Source organism: Sphingomonas sp. SP4 (genome assembly GCF_058313375.1).
On sequence record NZ_JBZFLE010000002.1, the window covers coordinates 286,108 to 300,394 of the forward strand.

Consider the following 14,287-nt stretch of genomic DNA (forward strand, 5'->3'; position numbering starts at 1 on the left):
TCAGGCCTCTCGCTTGATGCTGTTCCAGAGCTCGGCGATCCTCTGCCGTGCTGCGTCGTGCTCGGCAAGAAGCTCCTCCCAGTTCGAGGCGCCGCAAGTCTGGGCAACCAGCTCCCACGTTTCTGCCGTCGGCTTGACGTTCCCCGGCGCGACTAGCCGCATCATCACCAGCATGCGTGATAGCAATTTTAGCGCATCGACAATATTTGCCTGAACCAAAGAGTCTGCAGCAAGCGCCTCCAGCGCGACCTCCAGCCGGGTGCCGAGGCCGACATGCGTGGTGAGTTGAAGGACATGCGTCGCGAATTCGAGATCCACGAGACCGCCGGGTCCAAGCTTCACGTCCAGTGCGCTCTGCGGCGGCTTATGCTTCTCCATGTCCGCACGCATTTTCACAGCGTCCGCGATGATCTTCGCGCGATCTCGGGGTTCGCGCAGGATGCCGTCGATCATCGCAGCGACCCGGCTCTGCGCCTCGGGCGACCCGAACACCGGTCTCGCGCGGCAGAGCGCCATATGCTCCCAGGTCCAAGCCTCATTCCGCTGATATTGTTCGAACGCTTCCACGGAGACGACGCGCATGCCCGTCGCGCCGCCCGGCCGAAGCCGGGTGTCAATCTCGTAGAGCGGCCCTGCAGCGGTCGGCACGCTGACCGCGGCGGTCACTCGGCTGGCCAAGCGATTGAAATAATCATTGGGACCGAGCGGCTTCGGGCCGTCGGACCGTCCGTCTTTAGCCGTGTGCAGGTAAATCAGGTCGAGGTCCGAGGCATGGGTAAGCGAATGACCGCCGAGGCGGCCGAGAGCGAGGATGACCAGCTCGCCATCCGGAAAGCTGCCGTGAACTTGTTCGAACTCGTCAACAGCCGCGTTGGCCAGCGCAACCAAAGTACCTTCGGCTACCCGCGCGTAACCCTCAGTGACTTCCAGTGGATCGCGTCGCCGATCGATGAGCTGGACGCCAAGTGCGAATCTCTTCTCGTTGACCAGACGCCGAACGCGATCGAGCGCCACGTCGTACGACTGGCCGCCCATGGCGGCGCCTAACGCCATCGCGAACTCCGCAGGCTCGGCCGGCATTTCGAAGCTTGAGGCGTCGAACAATCCTTCGAACAGCTCAGGGCGGCGGGCGAGCTGGTCTGCAAGCGCGGGCGCATGCGCGAGGATCTTCGCCAGCAACTCTACGAGCGGAGGCCGCGCCCCTAGAAGGCGGAAGAGGTTGATGCCGCTCGAAAGCCGCTCGACGATATCGCTGAGCCGGTTGAGCGCGTGATCTGGGTCCGCGCCAACTGCGATGGCCTGTAGGAGGCCAGGCAGCATGGCCTCGAAGGCTTGCTGTGCCGCAGGTGACCGGAGCGATCGCGCTTTGCCGGAACGCCAATTGTTGATGTGGCGACTGGCCCCATCCGGATCGGCGAAGCCGAGCTCAGACAATTCTCGGCGCAGAATGTCCGGATCGTTTGAAAGCTGCCTGCGCTCGTCGGGTGCGAGCCCATCGAAGATCGTGCCGACCCGCTTGGCATGCGGTCTGAGCAGTTCGATTAGCTCTCTGCCGCTTTCGAGGCCTGCGAGCTGCGCCGCATTGTCGAGCGCATCGGGTTGGACCGGCACGAGGTGGGTCTGCGCGTCCTCGACCATTTGCACGCGGTGCTCGATCGTCCGCAGAACGCGATAGGCTTCGGCGAGTTCGCGGGCCGTCGCCTGGTCTAACCTTGCGGCTGCGGTCAGCGCGTTGATTCCATCGAGCGTTGCCGGTGTCCGAACCGACGGATCGCGTCCCCCGTGAATCATCTGCTGAATCTGCACGAAGAATTCGACTTCACGAATGCCGCCGCGGCCGCGTTTTAGATCATATCCCGGGCCGACAATGGCCCCCTGCGCGAAGTGATCGCGAATGCGCGCCGAGATCGCGCGCACTTCTTCGATCACACCGAAGTCCAGGGACCGCCGCCAGACGAAAGGCTGGATCGCCTCGAGGAAACGCTCCCCAAGGGCAATATCGCCGGCGGCGGCGCGTGCGCGGATGAACGCTGCCCGCTCCCAGGGCAGCGCGCTCGACTCATAGTGCGAGATCGCGGCGTGGATCGGTAGCGCGATCGGCGTCACCTCGGGCGACGGCCGCAGCCGGAGATCGACCCGTTGCACGTAGCCGTCGGCGGTGCGACGCTGAAGCAGCTCGATCAGGCGGCGGCCGACGCGGACAGCGGCCTCGCCGGCGTCATCTCGCCCGCGTCTCGGCAGCGTCTCCGGGTCGAACAGCAGCAGAAGGTCGACGTCCGACGAATAGTTGAGCTCGTGGCTCCCGAGCTTTCCCATTGCGATCACGGCGAAGCCTTGCGGATCGGCATCCGGCATTCGCTCGCGAAGAGCGGTCGTCACCGCTTGGTCGATTGCGTAGTCCGCAAAATCCGAAAGCAGCCGGGTCGCCTCCTCGAGCGGAAGCTCTCCGGCGAGGTCGCCCAAGGCAACCGCCAGTGCAAGGCCTGCCCGCTTCCGCCGCAGTTCGGCTTCGATATCTTCATTGCTGATTGAGAGCGCGAGCCGCGATGCCGAACGTGCTCCATCGCTGAGGAAAGCTTCTGCAATCTCCGGATGCGCCTTCATCGCCTCCCTGAGGAATGGCGAATGGCGCTCCGCCCTTCCGACGGCGTCTTCTCGTAAGTTGATGGTGGTGCTGAGGTTCATTGCGGCTGTGAGATCATTTAGATCAGGAAATAAACGAAACCGCTCGCAAATTCGCTCGTTAGGTAGTCCCATGAAGCTGGAACGCGAGAAGGTTGCGGCAACGGAAATGAACGCGATGGATCGACAGGTTATCCGAGTGGACATTCCGCCGACGCATGCGGGCATCACCGCCGCGCTCCGCCGTGCCTTTCAGGCAACGGCGTCGGAGCCGTCCGACCGCGATTTCGATGAGCTGCTTCGCCGCCTCAACTGAAGGCATCAACAGCAATCTTCTGAATTTTCTAGTCGTGCTCGTGGTCGCGGCTAAGCTCGTCGACCTCACCCATGATCGTCTGGAGCGCCGACTTATCGGGATCGGTGCGATGCTGGCGCCGGGACGGCAGCTTGCCGCTTGAGAGCAGTTGCTCGAGCGCGACACGGCCGCGCGCGACGCGGCTCTTGATGGTGCCGACCGCGCAACCGCAGATCTCGGCTGCTTCTTCGTAAGCGAAGCCTCCAGCGCCGACGAGGATGAGTGCCTCGCGCTGGGGCTGCGGCAAGTGCATCAAGGCGCGCTGCATGTCACCAAGCTCGATGTGCCTGTCCTGGCTGGCTGGTGCCGCAAGGATTTTCGACGCGGTGATATCGTCCCATTCCCCCTTGAAGCGCGCACGGCGCATCTGGCTGAGAAACAGGTTGCGCAGGATAATGAAGGTCCAGGCACGCATGTTCGTACCGGCCTGAAAGCGCTTGCGCGCGGCCCAAGCCTTCAGCAGCGTTTCCTGCACCAGGTCATCGGCCAGGTCGCGGCTTCCCGATAGCGAGCGGCCAAAGGCGCGCAGATGCGGGATGACCTGCGCAAGCTGGTCCTTGAACTCAGGGTCCGACAGTGGAACGGGCTCACCCGAAACGCTCACCGGAGCGTTATCTTCGCCGTCCTCTTCCCGATCTTCTGCCAAAACTCAGACCCACCCCTTTATGGCCCGCGGCACATGGCCGCGCGCGCTTTGATCGAACATGAACAGCGGCTGTGACAGAAGCTAGGTGCTCAGGAGCGCCCAACCAAGACGATGATCGCAAATAAAACCACGACCAAAAGAGTGCCGAACACCAAGACATTCCGAGCAACTCCAGGTGTGGAGCCTGCGCGTGCCTCCGTCGCGGTTTCCCGGATGGGAGCATCGGAATGTCTGGGTTCAACCATTACGCTCTCTTCACGAAATCACTGTTCGGAAGGCCAACGCCTGCGTTGGAATCCTGTTCCGCCTCAACCGGCGGGGACAGTGGCCGCGTCGAAAAAGAGCGCTTGGGCAATCGCCGCCTTCACCGTCGACCGCTGGAACGGCTTGGTGATGAGGAACGTCGGCTCCGGCCGGGTTCCCGTCAGCAGACGCTCGGGGAACGCAGTGATGAAGATCACCGGCACGGAAAATTCCGCGAGAATGTCCTTCACCGCATCGATACCGCTGGAATCGTCGGCAAGCTGGATGTCGGCAAGGACGAGCCCTGGAGGGCTCTGACGCGCCTGCGCAACCGCTTCGTCGCGAGTCACGGCAACGCCGGTGACATTGTGGCCGAGGTCGCGAACGATCGTCTCGATATCCATGGCGATGATCGGTTCGTCCTCGATGATCAGCACGTCGGCCAGAGTCTGACGCTCGATTTCCTCAAGTGCTTCGGAAACCAGGCTGTCCACGTCACTCGGGCTGGCGCCGATCAGATAGCCGGCGTCTTCCGACGAGAAACCTTCGAGCGAGGTCAGTAGGAGCGCCTGACGCGAAAGCGGCGTGATGCGGGAGAGGCGCGCATGGGCGATGCCCTCGGCCCCCGTCGGAACAGGCTCCTCACCCTCTTCGATATTCGCGGTCGACCAGATCGCGTGGAAGGTCTTGTAGAGACCCAGACGCGGATCGACGTCGCGGGGAAATTCATCGGGCTGCGCGACGATCGCTTCCAGCGTTGCGCGCACGAATGCGTCGCCGTGCGCCTGGCTTCCGGTCAGCGCGCGGGCATAGCGGCGGAGGAAAGGCAGGTGCGGAGCAAGTTCCTGGCCAAGGGACATGAGTGTTCAATCTCCGTCGAATAAGAATGTTCGCGCCGTCAATGACTGCGCCACAATATTGTTGCAACCCTGGAAGGACCCGATCGCAAAACGCGCTTGGCCGCCCCCATAAGATGTGATTCCATCTGGAACAAAGGAACGTCCATTTGGTTTCCGTGACCGGAGCCGGGCAAGTCTTTGAGCTGTTTCAACTCGGGGCGGGCCCGGCTCGTAGTCTATTCAGGATATGAAGGCGGCGCTTGCAGCCGTTGCGTGGGAAGATGAGATTTGTATGAGGCGCGACTGGACCCGCGCGAGGGGGACGAGAGGTTGAGTGCAAAGAAGCGAAGCGAGTCGGAAGAAGCGGCGCAGTCGAAGCGTCCGCGTAAACCGCATTCGCCCGATAAAGGCGCGAAAAAACAACGGTCGACGGACCTCGGCCGGGCGCTTCGCACTATTTACGACGACACGCTGCGCGAGTCGGTCCCCGACGATTTTCTCAATCTTATCGGCAAGCTTAGCTGAGGCCTGCGGTTGAGGCGGGCGAAGCAATGAGTTTCGCCGAGCGATTCGAGCGCCTTCCTACTGCGGCAAAGCTCCTGCTCATCCTGACGGCGGCAATCCTGCCGATCGGGATTGCGCTGACATGGCTTGGCAATAGCGGCATCCAGCAAGCGAACACTGCGCTCGAAGGCCGAGCGCACGACCGCGAACGTGCTGCCGCTAGATCGATCGAAAGCCTGATCGCACGAAATGCACTGGCGTTGCGGATCGCTGCTGCAGGCGCCCTCAAAGAGCGCGACAACATGGATTGCGACGAGGTCGCCAATGCACTCGCAACCGCGCCCGCTATTTCACGAAAGTTCACGCTTCGCTCCGAGACCGGCGAATTGATTTGCACCTACGGCGGGTTCGAACCCCGCGAAGCCGACCCACTGGTCGCCCCTGGGGATATCCGGGTCTGGATCGATCCGAACGGAAAGCAGATCGATCTTCGCGTTGGCGTGGTCGGCGGAATGGCGACGACGAGCATTCCGCGAGAGGAGCTCCGCAATGCCGCTGCCGAGCAAGGGAGCGACATCCGCCTCCTCCTGCTGCATGACTCTCAAGGCGAGCTGCACGTAATCGACCCAGTGGGCGTGTCATCCAACGAGCGGCTATCCATCACTGAATGGCCCGTCGGAAACGGCAACCTCATGGCGCGGGTCGGGACGGCTCGGCAGAAGATCAACACTCTAGAACGCCTCGTTCTGCTGCTTCCGGTGCTCATGTGGGTGGCTGCCGCGCTCATAAGCTGGCTGCTCGTCAGCCGCCTTTTGATCCGACCGCTCAAGCGCCTGGAGCGCGCCGTGGTCCAGTATCAGCCGGGTGAGTCCGACATCGAGCTACCGCAGAAGCTTGGGCCTTCCCGCGAGATTCAAGAACTTCGTGACGCATTCCGTCGTGCGATCGAGCGTGTCCGGCAGTCCGAAGGCGAGATGGCCGGTGCGCTCGAAGGACAACGCCGGCTGGTCCGCGAAGTGCACCATCGCGTTAAGAATAATCTTCAGGTCGTCGCCTCGCTGCTCAACATCCATGGCCGAAGCGCCGAAACGCCAGATGGCCGCGCGGCTTATGCTGGGATTGGACGCCGCGTCGGGGCCCTCTCGATTGTCCACCGCAACCACTTCGCGGAGATGGAAGAGAATCGCGGCATTTCGTTACGACCGCTCCTCTCGGAACTGGCGGCCGAGCTACGCGCAGGCGCGCCGGAAACCGCGCGACGGCTGAACATCGAACTCGAACTGGACAGCGTCTACACGACGCAGGACGTTGCTGTGGCGGTCGCGTTTCTGATCACCGAAATAGTCGAATTCGCAATGCTCAATTCCCCGCAAGATCCGGTCGAAATTTCGCTCCGCCGGACGAGCGAGCTGACGGCTCGATTGACGTTGGCGAGCCGTGTTCTCGTGCCAGACGATGAGGACAAGCCAGAAAAAGCGCAGTTCGAACGCATTATCGGCGGGCTCGCAAAGCAGTTGCGGTCGACCCTCGATCGCAAGCTCGGCCGTTACAGCGTTGATTTGCCGGTGTTTCCGCCCGCCTGAAGCGCCAACAGTATCGTTACGGCTATAACCAAAAATCTTTAGGTAAGTTCGGAACAGAACGCGCAAACCCCGCGTTGTGCTGTTCGGATAGTGACCTTTTGCCCCCCCGCTCTCGCTATCCGCTTAAATGGGCCCGGAACCGCCAACCCTCCCCCCCCCCGGTGGCGCTTCCGGGCCCTCTATTGTCTGGGGCTCATCGACGACATCGGAAGCTGAACGGGCGGCGCGGCGCGCAGCACGCCAGTGGGTGATGCGAATCGCGAGAATGGCGAGCTCGTACAGGCTGTACAGCGGCACGAGCAGCAGCAGCATCGAGACCACGTCCGGCGGGGTCAGAACGGCAGCCACCGCCGCCGAGGCAACGATCGCGTAACGTCGCGACTTCGCGAGTTGCTCGCGAGTCACGATCCCGGCGCGCTCCAGGATCATCAAAAGGATTGGCAAGAGGAAAGCGGCGCCGAAGCCGAACAGGAAACGCGTTACGAAGTTCAGATAATTGCCGACGCCCGGCAATGCCTCCTGCTGGATACCGCCGACGTCGCCTTGGTAGCTAAGCAGGAAGCGCAGAGCCCAAGGCATGGCCACGAAGTAAGCGAAGCACGCCCCGGCCGCGAAGAAGAAGGGCGTCATCAGGAGGAACGGCAGGAATGCCTTCTTCTCTTTCGCGTACAGGCCCGGCGCGACGAACCGCCACAGCTGGATCGCGAGGACTGGGAAGCTCAGCATGAGCGCAGCCCACAGCCCGACCTTCACCTGTGTGAAGAAGGCTTCGAAGATGTCGGTGTAGATGAGCTTGCCTTGGCCAGCCCTCAACAGCGGTTGGACGAGGATTGCGAAAATATCCGTCGCGAAATGGAAGCAGATGAAAAAAGCGACGATGAGCGTGCCGAGGCACAGCAGCAGGCGCTTGCGCAGCTCGATCAGGTGCTCAAGCAGAGGCTGCTTGGTGTCGTCGATGTCCTTCATGGAAGCGGCCGCTTCTCCGGCGGAAGTTCATCCCCCGGCTGGTCTTCGTTGAATGGCAGCTTGGGCTCGGCAGGCTCAGTGGATTCCGGGAATTCCGCAACCGGCGGCATCGTGTCCGGCTTACCCGGCTCGGGATAATCGGCGTTCGCGGGATAGAGCTTCATGATCCGCTCATTCTCCTCGCGCCACTTTTTCTCCATTTCCTCCAGCTCTGCCTCGCGCATCATATTCTCGATGCCCGAGGTGAAATGGCGGGCCATGCCGCGCATGCGCCCGACCCAATAGCCGACGGTCCGCATGACCCTCGGCAGGTCCTTCGGACCAATGAAGATCAGTGCGAGAATCGCAACAACGGCGAGCTCGGAGGAATCAACGCCGAACATCTCGGCAGTTTAGCGCTTAGCGCGCCTCGTCGTCGCGGGGCGGAGGCGGCGCCACTGGCTCGTCCCGGCGCGGCGTAACGTCGATCGGCTCCTGCGGACGGGTCTCGTCGCGGGGAAGCTGACGCGGCGGCTCGTTGCGGCGCTGCTCGTCGTAGCGCTGACGCTTGTCCTCGTCCTCGTCGGCCATGCCCTGCTTAAAGCTCTTCAGGCCTTTAGCCACGTCGCCCATCATCGCGGAGAAGCGGTTCCCGCCGAAGAGCAGCAGGAGAATGATCGCGAAGATCAATATGTGCCAAAAACTGAAACCGCCCATGGGAAACTCCTTTGAGAGGCGTATCTAGTCCGCCTCGTCCTCGCTTTCCAGTTGAAGCTGGAATACGGCTTCGTCCAGTGGGTCAAGCAGTCCGGCGGCCTTGAGGTCGTCAATTCCAGGCAAATCGCGCCTGGACCCGAGGCCGAAGTGGGTGAGGAACTCCTGCGTCGTTGCGTAGAGGAGCGGCCTTCCGGGCCCTTCGCGGCGGCCGGCAGGACGAACCCAGCCGGCGTCCATCAGCACATCCAGCGTGCCCTTGGAGATTTGGACACCACGGATCGCCTCGATCTCGGCGCGGCTTACGGGTTCGTGATAGGCGATGATCGCCAGCGTTTCCGTCGCGGCACGGGACAGTCGCCGAGGCTCCTCGCGAGTGCGCCGCAGCAGGTGTGCGAGGTCCGGCGCAGTTTGGAAATGCCACCGTCCGCCGCGCTCGACCAGTTCGATGCCATGCCCCCCGTAAGTCGCTGCAAGAGTCGCGAGCGACCCCTGAACGTCGCCTTCGCCGACATGCTCGGCAATCTCATCCACCGTGAGCGGCACCGCGGAAGCGAACAACGTAGCTTCGATGGCGCGCATCAATTCGTCCATCAGGCGGCCTTCACCTGTATGGGCGCGAACGCTTCTTCCTGCAGGAACTCGAGGCGCCCACGCTTCGCGAGTTCGAGGACCGCGAGGAAGCTTGAGGCGAGCGCCGACTTGCGGAATTGCGGGTCCTGCGTCGAAGGAAGGAAGCTTTCGAGGAACGTCCAGTCGAGCGCGTGGCCGATCATGTGACCGACGCGATCCAGTGCTTCCTCGAGCGTCATTACAGCTCGAGCGTGCACGACATGCATCGCCGGTGCCGTTCTGGCTCGCACGACGCCGTATGCAGCGAACAGGTCGAAATCCCGCACCTGCCACGCCGCTTTTCGTACTAACCTCAGCCCTTCCGGAGCGCCGCGCAGGAAGACGTCGCGGCCAATCCGATCACGGCCCAACAAACGCGCTCCTGCTTCGCGCATCGCGTCGAGACGCTGCAAGCGCATCTGCAGCCTCAGAGCGATCTCTTCGGGGCTCGGGTCCTGTTCGGGGTCCTTCGGCAGGAGAAGGCACGATTTGAGATAGGCCAGCCACGCCGCCATCACGAGATAATCGGCAGCGATCTCCAGCTTCAGCGCCCGCGCTTCCGCGAGGTATGTGAGATATTGCTCCACGAGCTGCAGGATCGAAATCTGCGCCAGGTCGACCTTCTGGGCCCGGGCCAGGCTGAGCAGGAGGTCGAGGGGCCCTTCCCATCCATCGAGTGCGAGGGTTAGCTCGTCCGACTGCCGGACCGACCGTTCCTCGAACTCGAAGTCAGTCTCCACGCCTAGACCAGGGCCAATAACTGATCGCGCTTGGCCAGCGCTTCGGCCATGTCCGGCCCGTCGTGGTCGAGCATCGTTGCGGCCATCGCTCGGGCGAGCCGCGCTTCGCCTTCCGCGCTGATCGGCGGCACTGCCTCGGCTACGGCGACCATCTCGTCGAACTTGCCTGAGCAATGAAGCGCGACGTCGCATCCAGCGGCAACCACGCCTGCCGCACGGCTTCCGAAGTCACCGGCGAGTGCTTCCATGCCGATATCGTCGCTCATCAGGAATCCGTCGAAGCCGATCCGGCCCCGGATGATGTCGTGAATAATCGTAGGCGACATGCTCGCCGGGTGATCTGGGTCCCACGCTGTGTAGACGACGTGCGCAGTCATCCCCATCGGCGCCGTCGCCAGACGCTCGAACGGCTCCAGATCGACCTCGAGTTCCTCGGCGCTCGCGGTGACGATGGGTAATTCCTTGTGGCTGTCGACAAGCGCCCGGCCATGTCCCGGAATGTGCTTGATGATGCCGACAATGCCTGCGGAGCCGAGCCCGTCGAGCACCGCCCTACCCAAGGCCGCAACCTGCATCGGCTCATTGCCAAGCGCACGGTCACCGATGATGTCGGTGGCGCCCTCTTGTCGCACATCGAGCAAAGGCAAAGCGTCGACATTGATGCCACACGACCGCAGCATCAGCCCGAGTGCGCGTGCATTCGACCGCACCGCCTCGATCGCGGAGGAAGGCGCGGCCTGATACAGATTGGCGAAGCGCTCGGCCGCCGGGAAAGCGGGCCATACCGGCGGCCTCATTCTCGCAACTCGCCCACCCTCCTGGTCGATGAGGATCGGGAGATCTGCGCGGCCGGTCAGGTCGCGCAGCGAGTCCGTCAGGCGAAGCAGCTGCTCGGGATCCGCGCAATTGCGGCGGAAGAGGATGAAACCCGTCGGCTCCGCGTCGCGAAAGAAGCGCTTTTCTTCCCTGGTGAGCTCTAGTCCTTCGGGTCCGTAAATCGCGGCCTGCATTTTGGGCTTGTCCTATTGCGCCACGAAGCAATTCTCGCCGGCCGCCTTCAGCGTTTGGCAAGCCTGCCTGGCTTCGGCGGGCGACGCTGCGGTGGCACGGAGGCGGATGCCCCCCGAGAAGGGCACGATCATCTTGCCCATGCTGCCGATCGACGGGAAGCGGGCCGACAGCGCGGTCCAGGCCCGCTCAGCCTGCGCCTGGTTGGCAAAAGCGCCGAGCTGAATGACGCTGCCATGTGCAACGGTCGGCGGCGTGGGCTCGGGCGCCTGCGGCTTAGTGCTCTCAGTAGGCGTAGCAGCAGGTGGCGTCTGAGGCTGCTCCTTTGGGGGCTTCGCTACCGGCTGCTCTGGCATCTTGCTGAGGTCGAGCTGGGCGTCCTTGTCCTCGCCGGCGCTCGTCTCGAAAGCAGTTTCACTCTCACCCTGGATATCCAGCCCGCCGGGGTTAGTGGGCTTGACCTTGTACGGTCCTGCGGGCGCTTCGATCAGCTCCGGGGGCCCGTTGACCGCGCCGTCCCGGCGCCCGAGCCAGAAGAAAGTCGCGCCGACGAGAGCAGCGGCGAGCAACACGATGGCCAGCGCTGCGAGCATCTTACGCGCGGACAAGCCGTGAGGCTCGTCTTCGTCCTCTACCGCCTGCAGCCACGGCAGCTGTCCATCATCATATTGCGAACGACGGTCGGTCACCGCTCGACCTTGGCCTTCCATGGCAGGCCTACAACGGCGCAGCTGAGGGTGATCTTCTCCATGCGCTGGCACAGGATTTCCGAATGCGCCTGAGAGGTCGTGCCAATCTGGAACCGGTAGAAAAGGCGACGTTTCGAGTTGCGCGTGACCACCACGACAGCGGGAAGCTTCTGCAGCGCCGGATATGCACGAACCATCGCAACCCAGCCGCGCTTGGCTTGCAGGCGCGAACCGTAGGCGCCGATCTGCACGAGCCGGCCTGAGGCGCCTGCAACGACCCGCGGAGGCCAGGGTCTCAGTACGGGAGGCGCGGCCACCTTCGGAGCCGCCGCGACAGTTGCCGTCTTCGCAACGGGATCTGCAGCAGCCGCGGCTTCTTCAGATGCAGCCTGCTTTTCGGCGGTTACCGGTGCTTTCGCGACCGGCTGCACGATCCGTACTTCGGGCACGCGCACGATGCGGATCTGCGGTTCAGGGGCCGGCGCAACCTGCGGCTCCGGTGCCACTCGCACCTCAGGCAACTGAGCTGTCGGCTGCTGAGGCGAAATCACAATCGGAGTTGGTTGGCCGGCGCTCTGCTGCGGCACATCGCGAACCACGCTTCGCCCGCCAAGCCAGAACGAAAAACCGGCGAGGATCAGCACGGCGCAGATCGCCCAGCCGGTCCAGTCCCACGCACCCCGCTTGGCTCGTACGGCCTTGCGAACCGGTTCGTCTGAAAGCCAGGGCAGTCGATCCGTGCCGCCCATTACGCGGCTGTCACTCATCTCACCGCATCTCCTCGGTCGCGGTCACGCCCATCAGGCTGAGCCCGCTCCGAATGATCTGCGCGATTCCGAGCGCGAGTTCCAGCCGCGCCCGAGAAAGTTGTGGATTGTTCTCAACGAGGAAGCGCCGCAACGGGTCGTCATTGCCGCGATTCCAGAGCGCGTGGAATTCGGCCGCCAGATCATAGAGGAAGAATGCGATCCGGTGCGGCTCATGCGCCAGCGCGGCGCCTTCGAGCGCGCGGGGGTATTGCGCAGCTCGCCTCACCAGCGCGAGCTCCTCGTCGTCGAGCAGCGACAAATCAGGCGGAGTTGAAAGGTCGACGCCCGCCTCAGCGGCCTTGCGCTTCAGCGAACTGATCCGCGCGTGGGCGTATTGGACGTAAAAGACCGGATTGTCCTTCGACGCCTCGACGACCTTGGCGAAGTCGAAGTCGAGCGGCGTGTCGGCGCGCTTGGTAAGCATCATGAAGCGCACGACGTCCTTACCCACCTCGTTCACGACGTCGGCGAGGGTCACGAAGTCGCCCGCGCGCTTGGACATCTTCACCGGCTCGCCGGCACGGAACAGGCGAACCATCTGGACCAGCTTCACATCGAGATCGACGCGGCCGTCGGTCAGCGCCTTTACGGCTGACTGGACGCGCTTAACCGTCCCAGCATGGTCTGCGCCCCAGATGTTGACGAGGTGATCTGCCGACTTGGCTTTTTGCAGATGGTAGGCGGCGTCTGCGCCGAAATACGTCCAGCTGCCGTCCGATTTCTTCATCGGACGATCCTGGTCGTCGCCGAACTGCGTAGACCGGAACAGAGTCAGCTCGACCGGCTCCCATTCGTCATGACGGTCTAGGCTCTTCGGTCGCTCGAGCGTGCCTTCGTAGACGAGGCCCTTCCCGCGCAGCATCTCCATTGCCTCATCGACGGCGCCGGACTTCTGGACCGCGGCTTCCGATGAAAACAAGTCGTGATGGATGCCGAGCTTGCCGAGATCATGGCGGATCAGCTCGAGCATCGCCTGGATCGCAGCGTCACGAAATAGCGGCAGCCATTCGGCTTCGGGTGCATCGACATACTTGTCGCCATATTCGGCCGCGAGCAGCGTCCCGACGGGCTTTAAATAATCTCCCGGATAGAAGCCCTCGCCGATCCCGCCGATGTCCTCGCCCAACGCCTCGCGGTAGCGGAGGTGCACAGAGCGGGCGAGCGTATCGACCTGACCACCAGCATCGTTGACGTAATATTCCTTGGTGACCCGGAAGCCCGCAGCCTCCAGAAGCCGGGCAAGGCTGTCGCCGACCACCGCGCCACGGCAATGGCCCATGTGCAATGGCCCGGTCGGGTTGGCCGAGACATATTCGACGTTCACCCGCTCGTTCGATCCGATCTTGGATAGCCCATATCCCTCGCCTTCGCGCAGGATGGTGCGAAGCTCGTCGCGCCACGCGTCGGGCGTCAGGCGGATGTTGATGAACCCCGGACCGGCAACCTCGACCGAGGTGACGGGCGGCAAAGCCTCCAACTTGGGCTTGATCGCCTCGGCCAGCGCGCGCGGATTCGTGCCCGCGGGCTTTGCGAGCACCATCGCGGCGTTGGTCGCGAGGTCGCCGTGCGCCGGATCCCGAGGAGGCTCGACCGTGACGTTGCGGCGCTCGATGCCTTGAGGCAGCGCGCCTTCGCTAACGAGGTCGTCGAGCACTCCGTCTAGGAGCGCGGCATATTGGGCGTAGAGGCTCAATTCATCTCACCGGTGCTGGAAAGCACGGGCCTCTAGCGCAGCCTTTGCCGGACGTCACGCCCAAGGGCGCGAATGCGGCCCCTTAGCTGCAGACAGTGGGTTCGGAAGGACCCTTAGCTTCGGAATAGCAATTTCCCGCAGCCGCGTCGGCGCGATTTGTCGTCCGCATCACCGCTGCAACCGCGATGGCGATACCGAGGATCACAACAAGTGCCGTAGCCTTAACATTCATGACACGACTCTACCGCCAAATCCTTGAGATCGCGTAACTATCACTTTCCCAGA

At 63.0% G+C, this 14,287-nt stretch carries 14 protein-coding genes and 1 pseudogene; 3 read left to right on the forward strand and 12 right to left on the reverse strand.

Annotation, left to right across the window (positions count from 1 at the left end):
• A complete protein-coding gene (locus tag AC4GYV_RS10740; RefSeq protein ID WP_491100704.1) occupies window positions 1–2,685 on the reverse strand; it encodes a bifunctional [glutamine synthetase] adenylyltransferase/[glutamine synthetase]-adenylyl-L-tyrosine phosphorylase in 2,685 nt (894 codons plus the stop codon).
• 70 nt (window positions 2,686–2,755) lie between these two features.
• Here AC4GYV_RS10740 and AC4GYV_RS10745 point away from each other — a divergent pair, with 70 nt between their 5' ends.
• The gene (locus AC4GYV_RS10745) at window positions 2,756–2,938 is read left to right on the forward strand and encodes a hypothetical protein (protein WP_491100705.1); all 183 of its coding nucleotides are present in this window, start codon (window positions 2,756–2,758) and stop codon (window positions 2,936–2,938) included.
• Window positions 2,939–2,966: 28 nt separating this feature from the next.
• On the opposite strand, the gene AC4GYV_RS10750 is transcribed toward AC4GYV_RS10745, so the two are convergent.
• Together AC4GYV_RS10750 and AC4GYV_RS10755 are read right to left on the reverse strand one after the other, a co-directional pair.
• On the reverse strand, window positions 2,967–3,623 hold the full coding sequence (locus AC4GYV_RS10750; RefSeq protein ID WP_491100706.1) for a sigma-70 family RNA polymerase sigma factor: 657 nt from the start codon (window positions 3,621–3,623) through the stop codon (window positions 2,967–2,969).
• A gap of 308 nt (window positions 3,624–3,931) precedes the next feature.
• A complete protein-coding gene (locus AC4GYV_RS10755; protein ID WP_491100707.1) occupies window positions 3,932–4,726 on the reverse strand; it encodes a response regulator in 795 nt (264 codons plus the stop codon).
• Between the two features lie 267 nt (window positions 4,727–4,993).
• On the opposite strand from AC4GYV_RS10755, the gene AC4GYV_RS10760 reads away from it, so the two are divergent.
• Window positions 4,994–5,230, forward strand: a complete 237-nt coding sequence (locus AC4GYV_RS10760) for a NepR family anti-sigma factor (protein ID WP_491100708.1) — start codon at window positions 4,994–4,996, stop codon at window positions 5,228–5,230.
• Between the two features lie 26 nt (window positions 5,231–5,256).
• Entirely contained in the window at window positions 5,257–6,792 is a 1,536-nt protein-coding gene (locus tag AC4GYV_RS10765) for a sensor histidine kinase (RefSeq protein ID WP_491100709.1), read from the forward strand.
• A 123-nt stretch (window positions 6,793–6,915) separates the two neighbouring features.
• On the opposite strand, the gene tatC is transcribed toward AC4GYV_RS10765, so the two are convergent.
• The 9 genes and pseudogenes from tatC to argS all read right to left on the reverse strand — a co-directional run bounded on the left by tatC (window position 6,916) and on the right by argS (window position 14,002).
• Complete coding sequence (gene tatC, locus AC4GYV_RS10770) at window positions 6,916–7,758, reverse strand: twin-arginine translocase subunit TatC (RefSeq protein ID WP_491100710.1); 843 nt, start codon at window positions 7,756–7,758, stop codon at window positions 6,916–6,918.
• Window positions 7,755–8,141, reverse strand: coding sequence for a Sec-independent protein translocase protein TatB (gene tatB, locus AC4GYV_RS10775; RefSeq protein WP_491100711.1), 387 nt, complete (start codon window positions 8,139–8,141; stop codon window positions 7,755–7,757). Before tatB ends, tatC begins: the two co-directional genes overlap by 4 nt.
• A gap of 91 nt (window positions 8,142–8,232) precedes the next feature.
• Window positions 8,233–8,454, reverse strand: a pseudogene (locus AC4GYV_RS10780) (twin-arginine translocase TatA/TatE family subunit); the annotation flags it as partial.
• Window positions 8,455–8,478: 24 nt separating this feature from the next.
• Window positions 8,479–9,045, reverse strand: coding sequence for an SMC-Scp complex subunit ScpB (gene scpB, locus AC4GYV_RS10785; protein ID WP_491100712.1), 567 nt, complete (start codon window positions 9,043–9,045; stop codon window positions 8,479–8,481).
• Window positions 9,045–9,803, reverse strand: a complete 759-nt coding sequence (locus AC4GYV_RS10790) for a segregation and condensation protein A (RefSeq protein ID WP_491100713.1) — start codon at window positions 9,801–9,803, stop codon at window positions 9,045–9,047. Before AC4GYV_RS10790 ends, scpB begins: the two co-directional genes overlap by 1 nt.
• Before the next feature lie 2 nt (window positions 9,804–9,805).
• Window positions 9,806–10,813: a beta-N-acetylhexosaminidase gene (gene nagZ / locus AC4GYV_RS10795; protein WP_491100714.1), complete on the reverse strand. Its 1,008-nt coding sequence runs from the start codon at window positions 10,811–10,813 to the stop codon at window positions 9,806–9,808.
• A 12-nt stretch (window positions 10,814–10,825) separates the two neighbouring features.
• Window positions 10,826–11,500, reverse strand: coding sequence for an SPOR domain-containing protein (locus tag AC4GYV_RS10800; protein WP_491100715.1), 675 nt, complete (start codon window positions 11,498–11,500; stop codon window positions 10,826–10,828).
• Entirely contained in the window at window positions 11,497–12,267 is a 771-nt protein-coding gene (locus tag AC4GYV_RS10805; RefSeq protein ID WP_491100716.1) for a hypothetical protein, read from the reverse strand. The genes AC4GYV_RS10800 and AC4GYV_RS10805 overlap by 4 nt, the downstream gene beginning before the upstream one ends.
• A 1-nt stretch (window position 12,268) precedes the next feature.
• Complete coding sequence (gene argS, locus AC4GYV_RS10810) at window positions 12,269–14,002, reverse strand: arginine--tRNA ligase (protein ID WP_491100717.1); 1,734 nt, start codon at window positions 14,000–14,002, stop codon at window positions 12,269–12,271.
• Window positions 14,003–14,287 lie beyond the last annotated feature (285 nt).

Coding starts and splice junctions, on each gene's coding strand:
- scpB (WP_491100712.1), bottom strand. CDS start 9,045: ATGGACGAATTGATGCGCGCCATCGAAGCTACGTTGTTCGCTTCCGCG.
- tatB (WP_491100711.1), bottom strand. CDS start 8,141: ATGTTCGGCGTTGATTCCTCCGAGCTCGCCGTTGTTGCGATTCTCGCA.
- AC4GYV_RS10805 (WP_491100716.1), bottom strand. CDS start 12,267: ATGAGTGACAGCCGCGTAATGGGCGGCACGGATCGACTGCCCTGGCTT.
- AC4GYV_RS10765 (WP_491100709.1), top strand. CDS start 5,257: ATGAGTTTCGCCGAGCGATTCGAGCGCCTTCCTACTGCGGCAAAGCTC.
- AC4GYV_RS10745 (WP_491100705.1), top strand. CDS start 2,756: ATGAAGCTGGAACGCGAGAAGGTTGCGGCAACGGAAATGAACGCGATG.
- nagZ (WP_491100714.1), bottom strand. CDS start 10,813: ATGCAGGCCGCGATTTACGGACCCGAAGGACTAGAGCTCACCAGGGAA.
- AC4GYV_RS10755 (WP_491100707.1), bottom strand. CDS start 4,726: ATGTCCCTTGGCCAGGAACTTGCTCCGCACCTGCCTTTCCTCCGCCGC.
- tatC (WP_491100710.1), bottom strand. CDS start 7,758: ATGAAGGACATCGACGACACCAAGCAGCCTCTGCTTGAGCACCTGATC.
- AC4GYV_RS10740 (WP_491100704.1), bottom strand. CDS start 2,685: ATGAACCTCAGCACCACCATCAACTTACGAGAAGACGCCGTCGGAAGG.